The sequence below is a fragment of the Arthrobacter sp. LFS091 genome (genome assembly GCF_047977885.1).
Lineage (GTDB): Bacteria > Actinomycetota > Actinomycetes > Actinomycetales > Micrococcaceae > Arthrobacter.
Window position 1 is genome coordinate 253,160 of the sequence record NZ_JBFPFP010000008.1, and the last position, 19,698, is coordinate 272,857.

24 protein-coding genes are annotated in these 19,698 nt (G+C 64.9%); 8 read left to right on the top strand and 16 right to left on the bottom strand.

Annotated features, from left to right (window positions below; genetic code table 11):
- From ACNQOP_RS16685 to ACNQOP_RS16725, 9 genes are all read right to left on the bottom strand, one after another.
- Complete coding sequence (locus ACNQOP_RS16685; RefSeq protein ID WP_416405186.1) at window positions 1-426, bottom strand: flagellar FliJ family protein; 426 nt, start codon at window positions 424-426, stop codon at window positions 1-3.
- A complete protein-coding gene (locus ACNQOP_RS16690; RefSeq protein WP_416405187.1) occupies window positions 423-1,760 on the bottom strand; it encodes a FliI/YscN family ATPase in 1,338 nt (445 codons plus the stop codon). Before ACNQOP_RS16690 ends, ACNQOP_RS16685 begins: the two co-directional genes overlap by 4 nt.
- Window positions 1,757-2,374: a FliH/SctL family protein gene (locus ACNQOP_RS16695; protein WP_416405188.1), complete on the bottom strand. Its 618-nt coding sequence runs from the start codon at window positions 2,372-2,374 to the stop codon at window positions 1,757-1,759. The genes ACNQOP_RS16690 and ACNQOP_RS16695 overlap by 4 nt, the downstream gene beginning before the upstream one ends.
- The gene (gene fliG / locus ACNQOP_RS16700) at window positions 2,364-3,392 is read right to left on the bottom strand and encodes a flagellar motor switch protein FliG (RefSeq protein ID WP_235518867.1); all 1,029 of its coding nucleotides are present in this window, start codon (window positions 3,390-3,392) and stop codon (window positions 2,364-2,366) included. The genes ACNQOP_RS16695 and fliG overlap by 11 nt, the downstream gene beginning before the upstream one ends.
- Window positions 3,389-5,023 carry a flagellar basal-body MS-ring/collar protein FliF gene (gene fliF / locus ACNQOP_RS16705; RefSeq protein WP_416405189.1) on the bottom strand — a complete coding sequence of 545 codons (1,635 nt, stop codon included), beginning with the start codon at window positions 5,021-5,023 and terminating at the stop codon, window positions 3,389-3,391. Before fliF ends, fliG begins: the two co-directional genes overlap by 4 nt.
- On the bottom strand, window positions 5,023-5,322 hold the full coding sequence (locus tag ACNQOP_RS16710; protein ID WP_235518865.1) for a flagellar hook-basal body complex protein FliE: 300 nt from the start codon (window positions 5,320-5,322) through the stop codon (window positions 5,023-5,025). The genes fliF and ACNQOP_RS16710 overlap by 1 nt, the downstream gene beginning before the upstream one ends.
- A complete protein-coding gene (locus ACNQOP_RS16715) occupies window positions 5,322-5,714 on the bottom strand; it encodes a flagellar basal body rod protein FlgC (RefSeq protein WP_235518861.1) in 393 nt (130 codons plus the stop codon). Before ACNQOP_RS16715 ends, ACNQOP_RS16710 begins: the two co-directional genes overlap by 1 nt.
- Complete coding sequence (locus ACNQOP_RS16720; RefSeq protein WP_349471985.1) at window positions 5,714-6,055, bottom strand: flagellar basal body rod protein FlgB; 342 nt, start codon at window positions 6,053-6,055, stop codon at window positions 5,714-5,716. The genes ACNQOP_RS16715 and ACNQOP_RS16720 overlap by 1 nt, the downstream gene beginning before the upstream one ends.
- Before the next feature lie 119 nt (window positions 6,056-6,174).
- On the bottom strand, window positions 6,175-6,831 hold the full coding sequence (locus ACNQOP_RS16725; RefSeq protein WP_416405190.1) for a cyclodeaminase/cyclohydrolase family protein: 657 nt from the start codon (window positions 6,829-6,831) through the stop codon (window positions 6,175-6,177).
- 90 nt (window positions 6,832-6,921) lie between these two features.
- Between ACNQOP_RS16725 and ACNQOP_RS16730 the strand changes: the two genes are divergently transcribed.
- A complete protein-coding gene (locus tag ACNQOP_RS16730) occupies window positions 6,922-8,148 on the top strand; it encodes an amidohydrolase (protein ID WP_416405191.1) in 1,227 nt (408 codons plus the stop codon).
- Between the two features lies 1 nt (window position 8,149).
- On the opposite strand, the gene ACNQOP_RS16735 is transcribed toward ACNQOP_RS16730, so the two are convergent.
- From ACNQOP_RS16735 to ACNQOP_RS16750, 4 genes are all read right to left on the bottom strand, one after another.
- Window positions 8,150-8,434, bottom strand: a complete 285-nt coding sequence (locus ACNQOP_RS16735; RefSeq protein ID WP_416405192.1) for a hypothetical protein — start codon at window positions 8,432-8,434, stop codon at window positions 8,150-8,152.
- Window positions 8,421-8,879 carry a flagellar export chaperone FliS gene (gene fliS, locus ACNQOP_RS16740; protein WP_235518853.1) on the bottom strand — a complete coding sequence of 153 codons (459 nt, stop codon included), beginning with the start codon at window positions 8,877-8,879 and terminating at the stop codon, window positions 8,421-8,423. Before fliS ends, ACNQOP_RS16735 begins: the two co-directional genes overlap by 14 nt.
- Window positions 8,876-10,258: a flagellar filament capping protein FliD gene (gene fliD / locus ACNQOP_RS16745; RefSeq protein WP_235518851.1), complete on the bottom strand. Its 1,383-nt coding sequence runs from the start codon at window positions 10,256-10,258 to the stop codon at window positions 8,876-8,878. The genes fliS and fliD overlap by 4 nt, the downstream gene beginning before the upstream one ends.
- 107 nt (window positions 10,259-10,365) lie before the next feature.
- A complete protein-coding gene (locus tag ACNQOP_RS16750) occupies window positions 10,366-11,211 on the bottom strand; it encodes a flagellin (protein WP_235519712.1) in 846 nt (281 codons plus the stop codon).
- Window positions 11,212-11,440: 229 nt separating this feature from the next.
- Here ACNQOP_RS16750 and ACNQOP_RS16755 point away from each other — a divergent pair, with 229 nt between their 5' ends.
- From ACNQOP_RS16755 to ACNQOP_RS16770, 4 genes are read left to right on the top strand one after another with little or no spacing between them, the layout of a single operon-like run.
- The gene (locus ACNQOP_RS16755; RefSeq protein ID WP_349471979.1) at window positions 11,441-11,923 is read left to right on the top strand and encodes a flagellar protein FlgN; all 483 of its coding nucleotides are present in this window, start codon (window positions 11,441-11,443) and stop codon (window positions 11,921-11,923) included.
- A 30-nt stretch (window positions 11,924-11,953) separates the two neighbouring features.
- Window positions 11,954-13,387, top strand: coding sequence for a flagellar hook-associated protein FlgK (flgK, locus tag ACNQOP_RS16760; protein ID WP_416405193.1), 1,434 nt, complete (start codon window positions 11,954-11,956; stop codon window positions 13,385-13,387).
- Window positions 13,388-13,390: 3 nt separating this feature from the next.
- The gene (gene flgL, locus ACNQOP_RS16765; protein ID WP_416405194.1) at window positions 13,391-14,278 is read left to right on the top strand and encodes a flagellar hook-associated protein FlgL; all 888 of its coding nucleotides are present in this window, start codon (window positions 13,391-13,393) and stop codon (window positions 14,276-14,278) included.
- Window positions 14,275-14,658, top strand: a complete 384-nt coding sequence (locus ACNQOP_RS16770) for a flagellar assembly protein FliW (protein WP_416405195.1) — start codon at window positions 14,275-14,277, stop codon at window positions 14,656-14,658. Before flgL ends, ACNQOP_RS16770 begins: the two co-directional genes overlap by 4 nt.
- 139 nt (window positions 14,659-14,797) lie before the next feature.
- On the opposite strand, the gene ACNQOP_RS16775 is transcribed toward ACNQOP_RS16770, so the two are convergent.
- Entirely contained in the window at window positions 14,798-15,013 is a 216-nt protein-coding gene (locus ACNQOP_RS16775; RefSeq protein ID WP_416405196.1) for a hypothetical protein, read from the bottom strand.
- 67 nt (window positions 15,014-15,080) lie between these two features.
- Window positions 15,081-16,076: an NAD(P)/FAD-dependent oxidoreductase gene (locus tag ACNQOP_RS16780; RefSeq protein ID WP_416405234.1), complete on the bottom strand. Its 996-nt coding sequence runs from the start codon at window positions 16,074-16,076 to the stop codon at window positions 15,081-15,083.
- Between the two features lie 122 nt (window positions 16,077-16,198).
- Between ACNQOP_RS16780 and ACNQOP_RS16785 the strand changes: the two genes are divergently transcribed.
- Entirely contained in the window at window positions 16,199-16,786 is a 588-nt protein-coding gene (locus ACNQOP_RS16785; protein ID WP_284985889.1) for a helix-turn-helix domain-containing protein, read from the top strand.
- Here ACNQOP_RS16785 and ACNQOP_RS16790 read toward each other — a convergent pair.
- Complete coding sequence (locus ACNQOP_RS16790; protein WP_235518839.1) at window positions 16,783-17,073, bottom strand: helix-turn-helix domain-containing protein; 291 nt, start codon at window positions 17,071-17,073, stop codon at window positions 16,783-16,785. The genes ACNQOP_RS16785 and ACNQOP_RS16790 overlap by 4 nt on opposite strands.
- Window positions 17,074-17,140: 67 nt before the next feature.
- Between ACNQOP_RS16790 and map the strand changes: the two genes are divergently transcribed.
- Entirely contained in the window at window positions 17,141-17,920 is a 780-nt protein-coding gene (gene map / locus ACNQOP_RS16795) for a type I methionyl aminopeptidase (protein ID WP_416405197.1), read from the top strand.
- Between the two features lie 216 nt (window positions 17,921-18,136).
- Window positions 18,137-19,675 carry an APC family permease gene (locus ACNQOP_RS16800; RefSeq protein WP_416405198.1) on the top strand — a complete coding sequence of 513 codons (1,539 nt, stop codon included), beginning with the start codon at window positions 18,137-18,139 and terminating at the stop codon, window positions 19,673-19,675.
- Window positions 19,676-19,698 lie beyond the last annotated feature (23 nt).

The following is a 19,698-nucleotide window of genomic DNA, read 5'->3' on the forward strand; positions in this document are numbered from 1 at the left end:
TCACGGGGTGGCCTTCCTGTGCCATGCGGTGGATGCGATCTCGTCCAGGACGCCCTGTTCGGCGTTCAACTGTGAGGCAACGAACGCGGCGTCGTGCCGGGCTTCAAGCTTCTCCAGGCCCACCGCCCGGCGCTTGGCTTCGGTGTAGTCGGCGCGGGCGGCGTCGGCGTCCGCCTCAGCACTGGCTACCAGGGCGTCGAGTTCGGCCAGCATGCTCTGCGAGGACGCACGGGCCGCGGCGATGGCGAGCAATGACGCCGAATCCCCTGCATGCCCATTCGAATCAGCAAGCACCTCGCGGGCTTCTGCACGCCGGACGCGCAATGACGCGGATCGTGAGTTGGCGGCGGCGAGCCCGCTTTCCGCGGACGTCTGTTCAGCCTGCCGCAGCCTCAACAGCCCGGCAAGGGAGAATTGTCGGTTCACGCTGCTCCTTCAAAGTGTCCAAAGTTGGCTGTGAGCTGGGCCAACGCGTCCCAGGACCCACTGTTGGGCGTCGATTCGCCCATTGGCTGGCGCAAGAACTGGTTGATCGCGTCCTCGTGGTCAAGGGCCGCGTCCACCAGCGGGTTGCTGCCCCGCTGGTACGCGCCGACGTCGATCAGGTCCTGCGCGCCACGCCTCGCCGCCAGGACTCTCCGGAGGGCAACGGCGAGCGCGGTGTGCCCGGCAGGGTTGACCTTGGAGGCAACGCGGGACACCGAACCGAGGACGTCCACGGAGGGAAAGTGCCCTGTGACGGCGAGTTTCCTGTCCAGGACGACGTGTCCGTCCAGGATGGAGCGGGCGGCGTCGGCGATGGGTTCGTTGTGGTCGTCGCCGTCCACCAGAACGGTGTAGATGCCGGTGACGGAGCCCGTTTCTGCGGTGCCGGCGCGTTCCAGGAGCCGGGCCAGGACGGAAAAGGTCGACGGCGGGTAGCCGCGTGTCGCTGGCGGCTCACCTGCGGAGAGGCCGATTTCGCGTTGGGCCATGGCCACGCGGGTGAGTGAGTCCATCATGAGCACAACGTCCTTGCCGGCTTCGCGGAAGGACTCGGCGATGCGGGTGGCGGTGACGGCGGCCCGGAGCCGCATGAGGGCGGGTTCGTCGGAGGTGGCAACCACCACCACGGAGCGGGCCAACCCCTCGGCGCCAAGGTCGTCTTCCAGGAACTCGCGGACTTCACGGCCGCGTTCCCCAACGAGGGCGATCACGGAGACTTCGGCGTCGGTGCCTCGGGCCACCATGGACAACAGCGAGGACTTTCCCACGCCGGAGCCGGCGAAGAGCCCCATGCGTTGGCCGCGACCCAGTGTGGTCATGGTGTCGAGGATGCGGACTCCGGTCTGCAGGGGCGTGTCGATCCGGGCCCGGCTCATGGCATTCGGCGCTTCCTGATCCAACGGAACCATCGGGGACGGTGGAAGTGGCCCCTTGCCGTCAATAGGTCGGCCAAGTGCATCGAGCACCCGTCCGAACAGCCCGACGCCGGTAGGTACAAGCATGGGAGATCCAGCGGCCCGTGCGGTTGTTCCTGCCGCGACGCCGGTCAACCGGCCCAGGGGCATGCACCGCAGCGTGCCACCCACAGAGGCGACCACTTCGGCGTCGAGCGTTTCCGTTCCGGAGCCGACCGTCACCAGCTCCCCCACTGCGCAGTGCAGCCCGGCGACGTCCAATCCCAATCCGAGCACGGAGGTCACGGTGCCCACGCGTTGCGGGGCGGCGGCGGCCAGTGCTGCACGGAAACTGTGCGCGTGGGGGCGGTACGCGGTCACTGGCGGACCTCGAGCAGGGCTTTCCGGGCCCGGTCCAGCGCGGTACCGATCTGGGCGTCAATCCAGCCGTTGGGGTACTCGCCGATGGCGTCGCCGGGCCTGAGCGTGGCATCAGCTTTCAGCTCCACACCGGCAATTTCGTCAACACCCGAGGCCTGGAGCGCTGCGATGTCGTGTGGGTGGAGGCGCACTGCGGTGACGTGTTCGACGCCGGTGCTGCCGCCGGCTCCCAGCGCGCGGTTCAGTGCCGCCCGGGCCGTGTCCGCGCCGTGGGCGAGCTCGTATCCGAGGATTGCCTCGGCCAGTTCCACCGCGCTGGCCGCCAGCACGTCCTGCATCTCGTCCAAGGTGACTTCCTGGCGCTGCTGGGCCGCTTGTGCTGCAGCCTGCAGGACCTGTGCGGAACGGGCCAGGGAGGACCTGCCGGCGTCGAGCATTTCCTGGTGCTCGGCCCGCAAGCGCTGCTGGAGCTCGCGGTGCTCGGCTGCGGCGGCTTGCATACCGGCGGCATAGCCGGCCGCATGGCCTTGGACGAAGCCGCGATCGACGTCATCGGAACGGTCGGTGGTGCCAACCGGCGGGAAGGTGATGCGGGTGAAGTTCTCAGTAGACAAAGTCGTCCTCGTCCCCGCGCCGGACCACGATCGCGCCTTCGGCTTCGAGTTCGCGGATGGAGCGGACGATCTCCGCGCGGGCTTCCTCCACTTGCGAGGCACGAACCGGACCGGAGGCGGCCATCTCGGCTTCGAGGATTTCCAGGTTGCGGCCGGACACGTTGGCCCGGACGGTATCCAGAACCACGGCCGGGGCGCCCTTCATGGCTACTGCCAGGACGTCGGCGCTGACTCCGCGGAGGATCCGTTGGATGTCCCGCGGTTCCAGCTTCACGATGTCCACGAAGGTGAGCATCCGGGCCCGGACCTCGGTGGCGAGCTCGGGATCCAGCGTGCCCAGGCCGTCCAGGACCGAGCGTTCGGTGGTGATGTCTGACCGGTTGATGATGTCCACCAGCGGTTGGATACCGCCAACGATTTCGTTTGACTTCCGCTGCGACATGACAGCGCCGGCCCTGGCTTTGAGGGTTTCAGCCACGATCCCAACGGCTTCGGGTGATGCTGAGCCCATGGTGGCGATGCTGCGGGCAACATCGATGCGCTGGGTGTCGCCGAGGCCCGCCATGACGGCGGAGGCCTTCCCCGGCCGCAGGTGGGCGAGGATCAGTGCGATGGTTTGCGGGAGTTCGCCGTCGATCAGGGCCAGGATTTGCCCGGGATCCATCATTTCCAGGAACTCGAACGACTTACCGGCCATGGTGGACGCGAGCCGGTCCATGAAGCCGGCGGCTTTGTCCGCGCCGAAGGATGCTTCCAGGAGCCCGACGGCGAATTCCTGGCCACCGCGGGCAGTGCGGCGCCCGCTGACGGCCAGGCCGTGGAATTCGTTGATGACGTGGTCGGCGACCACCGAGGACACACGGCGGAGCCGAACGATTTCGGCCGCGATGTCTTCGGCTTCGGATTCGGAGAATTGGGCCATGACGGCTGCCGCGCTGGACGGGTTCATTTGCATGAGCACCACCGCCACTTTTTGCACCCCGCTCAGGGCTGAGGCTTCCGGGACCATCTGGCTCATACGGACTGCCTGTCATCCATGAGCCCGCGCAGGTACTCGGCCGTGCGTGCCGGGTTGTCAGCCACCATGGCTTCGATTTGGGCGCGCTTCAGTTCGCCGTCGAGGGCCTCGGAGCCTGGCAACGGCAGCGCCGGGGTGGGCTGGACCGGGGCTTGGGGCTGGATGGAGGTCAGTTCGATCGCTGTGGTCGGCGGGCCGGTGAGGGCCGGCGTCTGAAGGGCTTCGGGGAGGGCGTCGTAATCCATCTGCTCGCCCAGGTCCACAGGCTCGCGGCGTTGGCGGCGTTTGAGGGTAATGAGCACAACCACGATCAGGGCGATGGCTGCCAGCATGATGCTGCCTGCCAGGATGAGGGTGTTCATCAGGGCTGCATCCTTGGCAGCGGCAGCGTCGGCTTTCGCCGCCCCGAGTGCTTGGGCGGCTTTGTCGGCGGCAGCGGTGCTGAATGGCAGCACCTCCACAGTGACCACGTCACCCCGTCCGGCATCGATCCCTGCCGCTGAGGTGACCAGTGCGCGCACCGAGTCCACGTTGACCCCTCCAGCTGCGGCCTGGTTGATCGCTACAGAGATGGTCTGGCGCTTCACGGCGCCCTGCGGGATGGTCCGGTCCTCGGTGACCTTGTTGACGGCGTTGTTCTTGGTGGTATCGCTGGAATCGTAGGATCCGTTGGCGTTGGAGCCACCGGGCACTGCGATGTTGTCCGGGCCGAGGACGCCTGCTGCGCCGCCACCGGTGCCGGTGTACTTTTCGGTTTTCGTGGACTCGCTGAGCGCCGGAGTGTTGGCCGCGGGCGCGAACGTTTCGCTGCGCTGCTGGGCGGACTCGGCGGTGACGTCCGCTGCGACGGCGACGGTTGCGTTGCCGGGGCCTACGACGCTGTCCAGAACTGCCCGGACTGCATCGGAGGTTCGTTGCTGGTAGTCAGTTGCCTGCTTGGAAGAGGAACCGGTGGCTCCGCCGCCCACGGTTGACAGGACGTTGCCTTGGGAATCGACCACAGAGACGTTGGTGGGTTTGAGGTTCTCGATGGCTGCCGAGGTCAGGTGCACAATGGCCTGCACCTTGTCAGCTGACAAGGTGGTGCCGGGCTGGGTCTCAACGAACACCGACGCTGTGGCCTCAGGGGTGGTGTCCACGAACACGGACTTCTCGGGAATGGCGAGCCGGACCGCTGCGCTCTTCACGCCGTCCATCGCCTGCACCGTGGTGCTCAGTTCGCCCTCCAGCGCCCTTTTGTAGGTGACGGATTGCTGGAACTCGGAGGATGTGACACCCAACTTATCCAGCAGCGAGTATCCGGTGGCAGCAGCGGAAGGGAGTCCGGCGGCAGCAGCCTTCAGCCGTTCGTCGTAAACCTTGTCCTCCGGGACCAGGATGGTTGAACCGCCGTTGCTGAGCTCGTAGGGGATGTTGTCCTTCCGGAGCTGCTCCACGATGCTGTTGGCGTCGGTGTCTTTCAAGCCGGAGAACAGTGGTGAGTAGGCGGGCTTTCCCAGCCATGCGGTCAGCGCGACGCCGCCAAGCACCAGGACGGCCACGCCCAGGATGGCGAGGGTGCGCTGGGCAGGGCTGAACGCCTGGATGCCGCTGCCGAACTTGCGGAAAAACTGGGAAATCGCCGGTGGCATCAGGCCTGCATCCTCATGATCTCGTTGAACGCGTCAATACCCTTGTTCCGGACAGCGGCCACCAGTTCAAAGGTCACCTGCGCACGGGTGGACGCAAGGGTCGCTTTGTGAATGTCGTCCAAGTTGCCGGTCACCGCAGATACGGCCAGTTCCTTGGATGTCGATTGCAGGGACTGCAAATTGTCGACGGCGCCCGTCAATGCGGCTCCGAAGTCGCCGCCGGTGGTGGCTGGCGCTGCCGGGCTTACGTAGCCGGTTCCGCTGACGCCTTGGACCGCTGTTATTGGGCCGATGGCCATCAGGATTTTCCTATCTCAAGGGCCGCCAGGTAAGTTTCGCGGGCGCGGTCAACCACTTGGGCGTTGGCCTGATAGCCGCGCTGGGCGATGATCAACGTGCCCATCTGCTCGGCCATGTCGATGTCCGGGTAGCGGACGTTGCCGTTGGCGTCGGCCAAGGGGTGGTCAGGTTGGTAGACAATCCGGCCTTCGCCATTTCCCAGCGGTGTGCTCTTGACGTACACGCCGTCGCCGTTGTTGCCCTCGGCGGCCTCGATGTAGCGTGCCCGGAAAACCTGCCCGTCGGTCCTGGACGCGTTGTTCATGTTGGCCAGGTTGTCGGAGACTGCATCGAGCCATTTGCGGTGTACCGTCAGTGCGGAACCGGCGATTCCGATCGCGTCAAACGTCATCAGTTGGTCCTCAGTGCGGTTCGGAGGGACGTGAATTCGCCGGTTGCTGCCCTTGAAGCGAATTGGTAGCGCAGCACTGTGTCAATGTTGGAAAGGGTTTCCGTGTCCAGGTTGACGTTGTTGCCGTCGGTGCGGGTGGGCTCATCGGACGGGCTTATGGACGCTTTGACGTTGCCGTCCCCGGAACGTACCGAAGCGGCCAGCTGGTCTTCGAAGGACACCCTTTTGGCCTGGTAGTTGGGCGTGTTGACGTTCGCGATGTTGTTGGCGATGGTCCGCTGGCGCAAGGCGAGCGCGTCCAGGGCGCTGGCCATGGCGACGGAAGTCACGGATTCAAGCACAAAGTCCTCACCTGCTGGTGTCCTAAGGCCAATCCGTGGCCATGCATCGAGCGATCCCTGCTCAGCAACAGTTATCGGCAGCGCCTGCGAACCCGTTAGGAGAATACTTCCACTTATTTTTAGCGCTGCGTCGGTGCGGCTTTCCCGTCCACGCTTGCCGTCAGTTCGTCGATCCGGTCCAAGGCTTCGCTGAGCCGGCTGACCGTGTCCCACAGCCTGGGGTGCTGCTCCCGGACTTCCTCGAGTTCGGCACCTGCTGACGTGAGCGAACCGAGGTCGAAGCTGACATTGGTCCTTGCCCCGGCAATCGCAGCCCTGAGCGCCCCGAACGCCACCACGACGTCGGCGATGAGCGCCGGATTTCCGTGCGCAGCCAGCCAGCCAAGGTCCTCGATGGCGTCCATGGCTTTCCCGCCCAGGACGGCGGATGCTTTGGCCGCATCAACCGATGCCCGGTGGATGGCGTCGTCGCGTTCCGGTCCTGGATCCAAGCGGAAGGCAGCGCCGAACGCCTTGGATGCGGCAGCGTCGTCGTCGGCCAGCCGCAGTGCGGTCCGACGCAGTTCCTTCGCCCGCCCATGCAGCGCCGCCAACTCGGACTCCTGCTCCTCCTCAGCCTCCGTATATCCGGCCACCATCGAGGTCAGCGAGGCAGCGATGGCCAGCATCACTCCGGTCCCGGCACCGCCGCCAGGCGAGCCTGTTGATTCGGCGAGGGCTTCCGTCCACGCTTCCACAGTGGCTGCCTGAGTTGTCACTGACCCGGAATCATTCATTGCACCAGTCTGCCCTCTGGCTTCCCAGCAAGTGCGGATTTCGCGTCGATACACTGGCCGTACCGACGACGTCGAAAGAAGGGCAAACCCATGACCATTGACCTCGAAGAGCTGTACAAAGACCTGCACACGAATCCTGAACTCTCATTCCAGGAAGTCCGGACCGCAGGGATCGCCGCGCAACACCTCCAGGACCTTGGCTTCACCGTGCACCGCAACGTGGGAAAGACAGGCGTGGTGGGGGTGCTGGAGAACGGCCCCGGCCCGGTGGTCATGCTCCGTGCGGACATGGACGCTCTTCCAGTCAAGGAAGCCACCGGCCTGGACTACGCGAGCACAGCGACAGGCGTCGATCATGAAGGCAAGGACGTTCCCGTCATGCACGCCTGCGGGCACGATGTGCACGTGACCTGCCTGGTGGGGGCTATTGAAACACTGGCCGGGCAGCGGCAGGAATGGCAGGGCACCCTGATTGCGGTGTTCCAGCCCGCCGAGGAATGGGGTGGGGGCGCACAAACCATGGTGGAGGACGGCCTCTACGACCGCGTCCCGAAACCCGATGTCGTCCTGGGCCAGCACGTGGCCCCGTTCCCGGCCGGATGGTTCGGCATCCGCCCGGGCGTCACCATGGCATCCGCGGACTCCCTTAACGTGACCCTGCACGGACGCGGCGGCCACGGCTCCCGCCCCGAAACCACCGTTGACCCGGTCCTTATGGCTGCCGCGGCCACGGTCCGGTTGCAGGGCATCGTTTCACGGGAACTCGCCGCCAGCGACTCCGCAGTGGTGACGGTGGGACAAATCCATGCCGGAACCAAGAACAACATCATCCCCGAGACCGCGAGCCTTGGGCTCAGCGTGCGGTCCTTCAGCAACACCACCCGGGATAAGATCCTGGGTTCCATCGAACGGATTATCCAGAGCGAAGCAACGGCTTCCGGTGCTGCCAAGGAGCCGGAGTTCCATTACGAAGAGCACTTCCCCTTGACGGTCAACGATGAATCGGCCACGGCTAAGGTAAGGGCTACGTTCCAGGCGACCTTCGGCGAGGGTCACATTATCGATCCGGGTCCGGTGTCTGGCAGCGAAGACGTGGGAGCGTTGGCCAAGGCTGTGGATGCTCCCCTGGTCTTCTGGTTCCTGGGCGGAGCCGATCCTGCGCTCTTCCAGGAGTACGCCACGACGGGCCGGTTGCCGGAGGATATCCCGTCCAACCACTCCCCCTACTTCGCGCCGGTGATCCAGCCAACCCTGCAGCGCGGAACGGAAGCACTGGTCACCGCGGCCCGTGAATTCCTGGGGTCCTCCGCCAGCTAAGTCAGCCGCGCACGTCGAGCAGCAGTGGCCTGTCCGACGCCGACCCCGAAGGAACGGCGTCGATGGCACCCAACTGCGTGCCGGCGTCGTGCTTCAACCGCGTAAGGATAGCGACCGCGTCCGCCTGTGCATCAAGGACCCGGCGGGCGCGCTCGGCCAAGGCGGCGGGCAAGGGTCCCGCGTCGGTCGGCGGCGCCCACGGCCCTGCGGGACCGCCCGAAACGGCACGGGCAATGTCGTGTTCAAAACTGTCCAGGATCGCGGACCAGGCCTCAAGCGACTCCAAGGGCCCTGCCCGACGCAGCAACTGACCCAGCAACGGCCCCCGCAACGGAACCAGCCGGGGTGTCAGCCGACAAGGCAGCCGAGGCTTCGTGCCAGCCTTGGCGGAGTGGCTCCAGAAGCCCGATGCACTCCTTGGTCCGTTCCACGTCCCGGTAAATGTTGGCGCCGATCAGGGCTTCCATGGAGTAGTCGTAGATGCTCGCGAGCGAGGCCGCGCCGTCCCAGGCATCGGTCCGCAGGGTGGAGCGCAGTTCAGCCACGATCGCCTGGGCGTGCAGCAGGTTCTCCCTGGCGGTGTCCCAATTGCTGCTTTCCTGTGCCAGTTGGGCACGTTTGAGGTCCAGCAGGAGCCGGTCGTAAAGCATGGTGAGCAGACGCGCCGGGGGTGCCGAGAGGACGGCGTCGTCGTTGTACCGGGAAAGTTGCTGGGCGCGGAGAGTCATCATGCTCCTGAGGACTGCTTGGAGAGGCTGGAAATTTGGCCGGACAACCAGGCCGACTGGGACTGGAGGCCGCCGAGCAGCACCTCCATATTCGTATAAACGGATTGGAGCGTGGCGCGGCGGGTAATGAGGCGCTGATCCCAATCCGCGATCCTGTTGCCGAGGTCGCGCACTTCGGATTCGCGGCCTTTGATCAGCCCGGACACTGCGCCCGTGTACGGATCAGACGCGGCGGTGGCTGCCTCGGCGAGCCTGGCTGCCAACCCCTGGACGGCGGCTTGCGTGGCGGCGGGGTCTGCGGCGAGTGATTTCGCGAACTTGTCGGCGTCGAAGGTGAAGTCGCCGGCCTTGGTGATGTTGATTCCGTACTCGGAGGGCGACTTCCCGTCGATAGGCCGGGACAGTGCTGTGAGTACTTGGTCGTTGACGGCGCGGACAGTGCTGTTGCCGGTGAAAATTCCGGCTTTGGTCACTGTGGCGCCCTTGGTGTCCGTGGTTTTGGACACTGAAGAGTAGATGGCGATGAACCCCAGAACGTCGTTGACGGACTTGACCAGGTCCTCGGCCTTCTTGGTGATTCCGGGAACGTCGCTGTCCACGGTCACCGTCACCGGGCCCGTGGTCACAGCCGAGGCCGTGATGGAGACGCCGGGAAGGACATCCTCAAAAGTATTGGTAGCGGAGCTAAGGACCTGCGCGGCGGGCGTGCCGGCATACAGCGTCGCTTTCGCGTCCTGGGCGGACTTCACGACGGCGGCAGTCGGCTCCGTCATCAGGTCCACCGCGGTGCCGTCCCCCACTTGCGCGGCCGTCCCCCGGTAGGCGGTGAAAGCACCTGCTGCCCCGGCCGTGGTGGCAGTGAGCTGCAGCCGGTAACTGCCGTTGCCGGCCGGGACCTTCACGGCGTGTGCGCCCGCTGATGCTGCGTTGATCGCCGAAACCACGTCATCCAAGGAAGTCCCTGAGGGAGCAATCTCGGTCTTCTTACCCGTGGAATCGACGATCGTCAGCCGTTCAGGCACCCCGGCGTTGGACGGCCAGGCGGACATGGCTGCCGTGACGTTGACCTGCGTTTGGGCCAACTGCGTCACGGTCAGGTCGATCGATCCGGCGGTGGCCGCCGTCGTGGTTTTCGCGGTGATGGCAGGTGAACTGCTGGTTGCGGTGAACAGGTTCAGGGCACCGGCAGCCGTCCCGGCAACGGCGAGGTCCTTCAGCGCGGTGAGTTTGGTGTTGAAGGACTGCAGCGTGGAAATGATGGTCTGGTTGGACGCCAGCTTGGTCTTGAGCTGGGTCTGCGGCAGGGCTTCGACGGACATCAACGAGTTGATGATGTCCGTGGTCTTAAGGCCGCTGACAAGGCCGTCGATAGCTGTTCCCACGCGGGTCCCTTCCGGAAGGCTCGTAAAGCAAAGGTGTCCGACGACGGCCGGCCAGGATGGGGCCTGGCCGGCCGCCGTCAGCTCATGCGGCTAAATGCTGTGAAGGCTTAGCGCAGGAGGGACAGGACACCCTGGCCGGACTGGTTTGCCTGGGCCAGCATTGCGGTGCCGGCCTGGGACAGGATGTTGGCCTTGGTGTACTTGACCATTTCCGCGGCCATGTCCGTGTCAGCGATGCGGGACTGTGCTGCCTGCAGGTTTTCACCGGAGACGGTCAGGGTCTTGATCGCGTGGTCCAGACGGTTCTGGTTGGCGCCAAGGTCCGAACGCTGTGCGGAGACCGTGGTGATCGCTGCGTCGATAGCGGTGATCGTGGTCTGTGCAGCACCGTTGGTGCTGACGTCGAAGCCGGTGGCTCCCGCGATGCCGTCTGCCGAGGACAGGGTGCCCGTAGCCGTTGCGACGTTACCCAGAGTCACGGCAATGGTGTCATTGGCCGTGCCTGCAGTGCCCACCTGGATGTTCTTGGAACCGCCCTGGAGCAGGTTGATCCCGTTGAAGTTGGTGGACTGCGTGATGCGGTACAGTTCCTTGCCCAGCGAGTCAGCTTCCTTCTGGATGGCCGCCCGGGCGTCACCGTTGTTGGTGTCTGATGCACCCTGGACTGCGAGGTCGCGCATGCGCTGCAGAACGGAGTGGACCTCGCTAAGGGCACCTTCAGTGGTCTGGATCAGGCTGATGCCGTCCTGGGCGTTGCGGGCGGCAACCGTGGAGCCGGTGACCTGGGACTTGAGGCCTTCCGAGATGGCAAGGCCGGCTGCGTCATCGGCAGCACGGTTGATGCGCAGGCCGCTGGAAAGCTTTTCCATCGACTTGGACAGGTTGTCCTGGGTGGCGTTCAGGTTGCGGTACGCGTTGTTCGCCATCAGGTTGTTGTTGATCTGCATGCCCATGTTGGTTTCCTCCATGATGTGGACTTACTGTGCAACAGCCCATCCGTGGGCCGTCACACAGCACTATCGACTGGCGATCGTGGGGCCGTTAGGAAAAATCCCAAGGAAAGATTCAGGGACCTTCCCGCCTAACCCCTGCCAGCCGGCGGCCGATAGCTAATGGGGAGTTGGCGGGAGGTACGCCATCACAACCGCACCCGATACCGACCAGAACTGGAGTTGACCCCCTGTGGCCATCCATGAACTGTCAGCCCTGCTGTGGCGCGAGCGCGAACTTCTCGATCTCCTGACCTTCAAGCTCGAAGAAGAGCAACTGCTCCTGACAGCAGGCAAGTCCCGTTGGCTGCCCCACGGGACCAGGGAAGTGGAGCAGGTCCTGGAGCGCGTTTCGCAGGCTGGCCTGGCCCGCACGGTGGAGATCGCCGCGGTTGCTGCGCAATGGGGCGTATCCCCGGATTGTTCCTTGGCTGAGCTCGCCGCAGCCGCGCCGGAGCCCGCGTGGGCCGAGGTCCTCACCTCCCACGTCACCGCGATGCGCCAGCAGGCAGCGGCCATCAAGGAACTCCGCGACGCCAATGAGCAGTTCCTGCGTGCGGCCGTCCGTTCCACCCAGGAAACACTCGCCGACCTGAAACCCGCGGCGGGAACCTACGACTCCCACGGCCGGACCGGGGACCAATCGGCCGCGCACCTGGTCGACCGGCAATTCTGACCGCCCACCCAGCGAAAAGGACATCTTCACGTGAGCACTTTCGGCGGACTCAACACGGCCTACCGTGGCCTCACCGCAGCGCAGCAGGCCATCAACCTGGCGGGCCAGAACATCGCCAACGCCACCACCCCCGGCTACACCCGTCAACGGCTGGACCTGTCGGCCATCGGCGCACCCGTCCCGGTTGGGCTGAACCCGGCCACGGGCCAGGCCGGCCAGGGCGTCTCGGTGGACGGTATCGCCCGGCTCGGCAGCAGCTTCCTGGACGCCGGGGTTCGCAGGACCGGGGCCCAGTCCGGTTTCGCGGGGATCCGGTCCACGGAACTCCAGCGCCTCGAAGATGCACTGCAGGAACCCGGCCCCCACGGGATTTCGACGGCGTTGCACACCTTTTGGGCGTCATGGCAGGGGGTTTCGAACCACCCGGGCGAATCCGCTCCGGCGTCGGTCTTGCTCGAAGCGGCCGCCACCCTTAGCGAAACCGTCTCAGCTGGTTACAAAGCGCTCGACGCCCAGTGGAGCCGGGTTCGTGGAGAAGCCTCTGCCACTGTGGACGAACTGAACGCCACCGCAGGCAAGGTGGCCGAATTGAACGCCACCATCCGCTCGGTCCTGGCCTCCGGGGGTTCCGCGAACGAACTCATCGACACGAGGAACCAGATGACCGAGGCCATAGCCACGCTGGCAGGTGGCACCGTCCGCGAGAATCCGGACGGCACTGCGGACGTCTTCGTCGGAGGCAACGCCCTGGTGTCCGGGACCTCGCACCGCGCATTGACCCTGGCCGGACAAACCTCCATGGGCGGCCCCGGACAGCCGGTGCAGCTGGAGTGGGCGGACCGTACCGGCCTTGCGGTAGACCTCGACGGCGGCCAACTCGCCGGAGCTGTCTCGCTCCTGGCTCCCGCGGCGCCGGGAAGCAAGGGAGCCGGAACTGGCGGCGCAATCGCCGAAGCTGCAGAGGCTTACAACGCCTTCGCCACCCAACTGATGAACGACGTCAACGCAATCCACCGGACGGGCCAGACCTCCACGGGTGCCGGCAACCTGGACTTCTTCACCAGCACGCCCGGCGTCCCGGTGGCACTGTCCCTGCGCGTGGTTCCCACCAATGCCGCGGGAATCGCGACCGGCGCACCCGATGCCGGCTCCTTGGACGGCAGCATCGCGGATGCGGTGGCCCAAATCGGTTCGAAGCCGGGCGCGCCTGACACCTTCTGGAATGGAGTGGTGGCAGGCATTGGGATGGCCTCCAAATCAGCCCAGCAGCATTCACAACTGGCAGACGCGGCGAGTGTCGCCGCCGTCGGGCAGCGTTCGTCAGCCGCCTCGGTGAGCCTTGATGAGGAGAACGTCGCACTCCTCGCGAGCCAACACGCTTACCAGGCCGCGGCGCGCGTCATGACAGCAATCGACGAAGCCCTGGATGTCCTGATCAACCGCACCGGATTGGTGGGAAGGTAAGCCATGCTCAATCGCGTCACCAACCAGATGATGTCAGCTTCCGCGCAGCGGAATCTCCAGACCGCCCAATCCCGGCTTGCAGAGTTGCAGGAACGGGCCCAGACACTGAAAAACATCAGCCGCCCTTCCGACGACCCCGCCGGTGCCGCCCAAGCCATCGCAATGCGCGCACAACTCAGTGCGGCCACACAATACGGCTCCAACATCAGCGACGGCAATGGCTGGCTCGCGGCTGCCGATACCGCTTTAGGGCAGTCCACCAACATCCTCAACCGCGTCCGGGACCTCGTCATCCAGGCCTCCAACGGCACCCTCAACAGCAGCGCGAAGGAGGCCATCGCCGTCGAGATCGAAGGCCTGGGCAAGGACCTCCTGACCCAGGCCAACACGCAGTACCTGGGCCGCAACGTCTTCGCCGGCAACTCGGACACCGTGGGTGCGTTTACGAACACAACTCCGCCAGCGTTCGTGGGCACGGCCGGCGGGTCCGTGGAACGTCGCGTTGACGCCGCCCGGACTGTGCGCGTGGATTCCGACGGCGGAGCGATCTTCGGCGATGGCGCCGGCTCTGTTTTCGCCCTGGTGAGTGACGTCGTCGCCGACATCCGTTCCGGCGCGGACCCCAATGCCCGGCTGGCCGCGCTCGGCGACCGCATCAAAGCCGTGATCGACGGCCGCTCCGATGTTGGCATGCGGCAAACGCGGCTCGGGCAGGCCCAGGACTCGCTGGAGGGGATGAAGGCTACGCTGGAAACTCAAAGGTCGCGTGTCGAAGACATGGACTTGGGAAAGGCAGTCATGGATTTGAAATTGCAGGAAACCAACTATCAGGTGGCACTTGCCGTCTCGGCCAAGGTGCTCCAGCCGACGCTGATGGACTTCCTCCGATGAGCACGGCACTGGCGTTCGACACCCTGACTTTCGCCTCCCCCATGCCCGGGCTGGAATCGGCCGAGGGGTTCTCGCTGCGCCGCATCGCCGGAGCAGAAGGACTCTACGCCCTGGAAGTGGCTGAGCCGCGCGCCCGGATGTTCGTAGCTGACGCCTCCGTGTATGTTCCCGATTACGAGCCAGCCATTCCCGCGGCGTCGTTGGATGCGCTGGGCCTTGCCAGTGTTGCCAACGCAACCGTCCTGGTGGTGGTCAACCCGGCGTCGGAGAAGACCACCGTGAACCTGATGGCACCACTCCTGGTCAACGCGGAGGGCACGTGCCTCCAAGTGATCCTGGACGGCGCCGTGTATCCGCTCCGGGCAGAGCTGGCAGGCTAGGAAGATTCGCGTCACAGCGTTTTTATAGCGGGTCCCGCGCAGGGCGATCCCGCGCAGCGGCGGTCACGCGCAGCGGAAAGGCGCTGCCGGAGCAGCGCCTTTCAGTGGATCGGTTCTTCGGGTCAGTCCAGGACGGCGCCTAGACCTTCTCGCGGATGCGGTCGATCTTCGGTTCGGAAACCTCGATTTCCCTGCGACGGCGGGCCAGGAAAGTCCACAGTGTTCCTTCCGTCCGCGGACGGCTTTCTGCGGGTGCTTCCGTTTCCTTCACTGGCTCAGACGTGTGCGTCTCGGGCTTGCGCGCGGAGTCCTTCTTCGTGCGCCGCTCGAAGTCGTCATAGTAGGCGTAGCACATACGCAACCTCCTTCAACGGCTGTCCTTCAATGTTCCTCGCTCTTGGTCTCTGAGTCGACCCTTTTGCTCACATTCGGACAGCCAACCGGGCAGCTTCCACGGCCAGCGTGGTCTCTTCGAGCATCAGGTCCGCGTTGATGGCAGCCGCGGCCATGGTGCCGGATGCCGCGGAAGCCATCACTTGGCCGGTGAGGTCGGTAACGTTTCCGGCCGCCCACACCCCGGGGACGGAGGTAGCTCCACCGGGCTGGCTCACTTCGACGAGGCGGCCCACCCCCATCGGGTGCTCCACCGTGGAAATACCCAAGGACTCAAGGACGCCGGATCGTGCCTCCACCCGCGGTCCGGCCACGAGGGCGTCCACGGGAACCACCTTGCCGGATTCCAGGACCACGCCGGCCAACGCATCATCGGAAACGTCAAGGGAACGGACTTTGCCCTCAATCACGGTGATGGAACGGGCCGCGAGTTGTTCCCACTGCTCCTCAGTCGGCTCCACAATGTCGTTGAGGAACAGCGTGATGGAGGGGCTCCACTGGCGGAACAGCAGTGTTTGGTGCAAAGCCATGGGGACGGATCCCAGGATGCCGATTGCCCTGTTCCTGACTTCCCATCCATGGCAGTACGGGCAGTGCAGGACGTCCTTGCCCCAGCGCTCACGGATCCCTTCGACGTCGGGCAGGATATCCACGACGCCGGTGGTGACCAGCAAGCGGCGGGCGGCCACGGTACTGCCGTCCGCCAGTTCCACCTCAAAGGCGGGCTGGGCTGCGGTGCGCGGTTCCGCCGTCGTACGCTGTTCCCCGGTTGGGCGCGCCGCTACGGCTTCCCCGCCCACGACGTCGGCCCCGTAGTGGATTGCCTCATCCCGCCCCAGACTGAGTAGCTCCGTGGGGTTGATTCCATCGCGGGAGAGGAAGTTGTGTACGCCGGCCGCCGGCGCGTTCCTGGGCTCGCCGGCGTCGATCACCAGAACGGATCGAAGGGCGCGGCCCAAACTTACAGCCGCACTTAACCCAGCTGCGCCACCACCAACAACCACTACGTCGTACTGTCCGGCCATCCGGCTGTTTCCTGTTTCCACTATACCTCCACGTCATCGGAGCGGCCCTGCGCCGCTCCTTCCATGGTTTGGCACATCATCGTGAACAGCAAAGAAATTTGCCAGTATGGCAAACTGATCCCATGGCTACAGACTTCAGCTCCATGCTCGACGCCGTTGGTCCGCGCCTGAGGGCGATGCGGACGCAGCGTAACGTGACCCTCGCGGAAGCTTCGGAAGCCACGGGCATCTCGGTCAGCACCCTCTCCAGGCTGGAGGGTGGCCAGCGGAAACCCACGCTGGAACTCCTCCTGCCCTTGGCGCGCCTCCATCAGATCCCGCTGGAGGAGCTCATTGACGCTCCGGAAACGGGCGATCCCCGCATCCATCTCAAGCCGCACGTCCACCCCTGGGGCACCGCCCTTCCCCTGACCCGACGACCGGGCGGCATCCAGGCCTTCAAAATGGTGCTCCGAGGTGCCACGGGCAAGGAAACCCCGGAACCCCAGTCACACGAGGGCTACGACTGGATGTACATCCTCAACGGCCGGCTGCGACTGGTCCTGGGCGGGAACGACTTTGTGCTGAAGCCCGGCGAGGTGGCCGAATTCGATACGCGGACGCCACATTGGTTCGCGAGCGCCACCAAGGACCCGGTTGAGCTGCTCACGCTCTTCGGTCAGCAGGGCGAGCGGATGCACGTGCGGGCACGCCCGCAGCGCCAGGGCTAGGACGCGAGCCTTTCGCGTTCGCCGCGACGGACGGTCCCGGGTTCGGGCTGGTTGATCTCGGCCCACACCTCATCCAGTGACAAGCCAAGGACCTCGGCGATTGCGGCCACGGTGGGGAACGCGGGGGTTGCTACCCTTCCGGATTCGATCTTCCTGAGGGTTTCAGGGGAAACCCCTGCATCCAGGGCAGTTTCGAGCATGGACCTCCCTCCCCTGGCGCGTCGCAAAAGGGCGCCGAGACGCTGTCCGCGTTCGGCCTCTGCGGGTGTGAGGGGCAGCCTGACCATGGATCCAATTCTAATACCGGGATAATATGGCCGGGATAGTTATTGGTAATCCCGCGAAAGGCCCTCCATGATCGAGATCCTGACCCCCGCCGAACTGCTCCGGGCAAAGGACTCCGGCGCCCTCGTCGCCAATATCCTGCACACCCTCAAGCAACGATGCGCAGTGGGAACCAACCTCCTGGACATCAACCAGTGGACCAAGGAAATGATCCTCGAAGCGGGCGCGCAGTCCTGCTACGTCGACTACGCACCGTCCTTTGGCCGGGGACCCTTCGGGCACTACATCTGCACTGGGGTCAATGACGCCGTCCTCCATGGAAAGCCCCACGGCTACGCCCTGGCCGACGGCGACCTACTGACCCTCGACCTCGCGGTTTCCCTTCGGGGCATCGCGGCAGACGCCGCGATCAGCTTCATCGTGGGCGACTCGAAGCCCGCCGAAAGCGTGGCGATGATTGAAGTGACCGAGCGCGCCCTGCGTGCCGGGATTGCCGCGGCCCGCCCGGGGGCCCGGATCGGCGACCTCTCCTACGCCATCGGTTCCGTTCTCACCGAGGCCGGGTACCCGGTCAACGTCGAATTTGGCGGGCACGGCATCGGATCCACCATGCACCAGGACCCGCATGTACCCAACATGGGCCGGCCCGGACGCGGATACAAACTGCGCCCCGGCCTGCTGCTTGCACTTGAACCGTGGGTCATGGCGGACACGGCACAGCTCGTCACCGACGCGGACGGCTGGACCCTGCGCAGCGTCACCGGCTGCCGCACGGCACACAGCGAGCACACCATCGCCATTACCGCCGACGGTGCGGAAATCCTGACCCTGCCAACCCTCGGCGGCTAACCCGGACGATCGGGGCGGCGAAGTCACATATGAATGGGATTCATTTGGGCCTTGCGCCGGAGCGTGACACAGGCCATACTAAATGAACGCTATTCATTTAGTGACTGTCGTCTCACCGGAGTACATGCCACCATGATTGAACTTTCCCGCCTCGAAGGCCCCACGTCCTTGGCCAGCACCACGCAGCAACCTTCGGCCATCTAGAAAGGGCCCCATATGAGCCAGACAATCCGCCGCAGCAGCGTCGATGCTGCAGAGTCGCACAACATCAGCGGCAAGGGACTGAAGACGGGGCAGTTGGGGCTCCTCGCCGTCGTCGTTCTTGGCATTTCAACTATCGCCCCGGCGTATACCCTCACGGGTGCGCTCGGACCCACCGTCAACCAAGTCGGGCTCCAGTTGCCCGTTATTTTCCTGATCGGGTTCATTCCCATGATCCTGGTCTCGCTCGCATACCGGGAGCTCAACGCTGACTCCCCGGACAGCGGCACCACCTTCACCTGGGTCACCAAGGCCTTCGGCCCATGGGTTGGCTGGATGGGCGGCTGGGGCCTGCTCGCAGCGAACATCATCGTCCTGTCCAACCTGGCGGGCGTCGCCGTGGACTTCTTCTACCTCTTCCTGGCCCAGGCCACCGGCTCACCCGAGCTTGCGGACCTGGCCTCCAACAAACTCCTGAACGTTGCAACCTGCTTCGTCTTCGTGGCACTGGCCGTCTGGATCAGCTACCGCGGCCTGCACACCACCAAAATCGTTCAGTACGGCCTGGTCGGTTTCCAACTGCTGGTCCTGGGCCTGTTCGTGGCCATGGCGTTTGCCAACTGGTCCACCTCCGAGACCGCGATCCCCTTCAACTGGGACTGGTTCGACGTGACCAAGGTGGAAACCTTCGGCCAAATCGCTGCAGGCATCTCGTTGTCGATCTTCGTGTACTGGGGCTGGGATGTCTGCCTCACGGTCAACGAGGAAACCGCCAACGGCAAGAAGACTGCCGGACTGGCAGGCACGCTCACCGCTGTCATCGTCCTTGGCATCTACCTGCTGGTCACCATCGCCACCATGATGTTCGCCGGTGTAGGAGATGCAGGAATTGGCCTGAACAACGCCGAGAACCACGCCAACGTCTTCACCGCGCTGGCCTCCCCGGTCATGGGTCCGTTCGCGATCCTCATGTCCCTCGCGGTGCTGTCGTCGTCCGCGGCATCCTTGCAGTCCACGTTTACGTCGCCGTCCCGCAGCCTGCTGGCCATGGCGCACTACGGTGCACTCCCGGAGCGTTTCAGCCACATGAGCAAGAAGTTCTCGACGCCGGGCTTCGCCACTGTCGCTGCGGGCGTCCTGTCCGCCGGGTTCTACGCGGTGATGCACGTGATCAGCGAGAACGTCCTCAACGACACCATCCTGGCTCTGGGCCTGATGATCTGCTTCTACTACGGGCTCACGGCCATCGCCTGTGTTTGGTACTTCCGCAACAGCGTGTTCTCCAACGCCCGGAACTTCTTCTTCCGGCTCGTCTGCCCGCTGCTCGGTGGCCTGGGACTCTTCGTGGTGTTCATCCAGACCGCAGTGGACAGCTGGGATCCGGATTTCGGCAGCGGCTCGGAAATCTTCGGTGTGGGCCTCGTGTTCGTGCTTGGCATCGGAATCCTGGCCCTCGGTGGCGTGGTCATGCTTGTTCAGGCCCGCATGCGTCCCGGGTTCTTCCGTGGCGAGACCATCCGCAAGGACACCCCGGCACTGGTAGTTCCGGAGTAGCCGGTCCGCACGGCTCGCGTTAC

What these genes read in the sequence shown, in the direction of transcription:
- fliG (WP_235518867.1), bottom strand. Translation starts at nt 3,392, where the DNA reads ATGAGCCAGATGGTCCCGGAAGCCTCAGCCCTGAGCGGGGTGCAAAAA.
- fliF (WP_416405189.1), bottom strand. Translation starts at nt 5,023, where the DNA reads ATGCCACCGGCGATTTCCCAGTTTTTCCGCAAGTTCGGCAGCGGCATC.
- ACNQOP_RS16710 (WP_235518865.1), bottom strand. Translation starts at nt 5,322, where the DNA reads ATGGCCATCGGCCCAATAACAGCGGTCCAAGGCGTCAGCGGAACCGGC.
- ACNQOP_RS16715 (WP_235518861.1), bottom strand. Translation starts at nt 5,714, where the DNA reads ATGACGTTTGACGCGATCGGAATCGCCGGTTCCGCACTGACGGTACAC.
- ACNQOP_RS16725 (WP_416405190.1), bottom strand. Translation starts at nt 6,831, where the DNA reads ATGAATGATTCCGGGTCAGTGACAACTCAGGCAGCCACTGTGGAAGCG.
- ACNQOP_RS16730 (WP_416405191.1), top strand. Translation starts at nt 6,922, where the DNA reads ATGACCATTGACCTCGAAGAGCTGTACAAAGACCTGCACACGAATCCT.
- fliS (WP_235518853.1), bottom strand. Translation starts at nt 8,879, where the DNA reads ATGATGACTCTCCGCGCCCAGCAACTTTCCCGGTACAACGACGACGCC.
- ACNQOP_RS16750 (WP_235519712.1), bottom strand. Translation starts at nt 11,211, where the DNA reads ATGGGCATGCAGATCAACAACAACCTGATGGCGAACAACGCGTACCGC.
- flgL (WP_416405194.1), top strand. Translation starts at nt 13,391, where the DNA reads ATGCTCAATCGCGTCACCAACCAGATGATGTCAGCTTCCGCGCAGCGG.
- ACNQOP_RS16770 (WP_416405195.1), top strand. Translation starts at nt 14,275, where the DNA reads ATGAGCACGGCACTGGCGTTCGACACCCTGACTTTCGCCTCCCCCATG.
- ACNQOP_RS16775 (WP_416405196.1), bottom strand. Translation starts at nt 15,013, where the DNA reads ATGTGCTACGCCTACTATGACGACTTCGAGCGGCGCACGAAGAAGGAC.
- ACNQOP_RS16780 (WP_416405234.1), bottom strand. Translation starts at nt 16,076, where the DNA reads ATGGCCGGACAGTACGACGTAGTGGTTGTTGGTGGTGGCGCAGCTGGG.
- ACNQOP_RS16785 (WP_284985889.1), top strand. Translation starts at nt 16,199, where the DNA reads ATGGCTACAGACTTCAGCTCCATGCTCGACGCCGTTGGTCCGCGCCTG.
- ACNQOP_RS16790 (WP_235518839.1), bottom strand. Translation starts at nt 17,073, where the DNA reads ATGGTCAGGCTGCCCCTCACACCCGCAGAGGCCGAACGCGGACAGCGT.
- map (WP_416405197.1), top strand. Translation starts at nt 17,141, where the DNA reads ATGATCGAGATCCTGACCCCCGCCGAACTGCTCCGGGCAAAGGACTCC.
- ACNQOP_RS16800 (WP_416405198.1), top strand. Translation starts at nt 18,137, where the DNA reads ATGAGCCAGACAATCCGCCGCAGCAGCGTCGATGCTGCAGAGTCGCAC.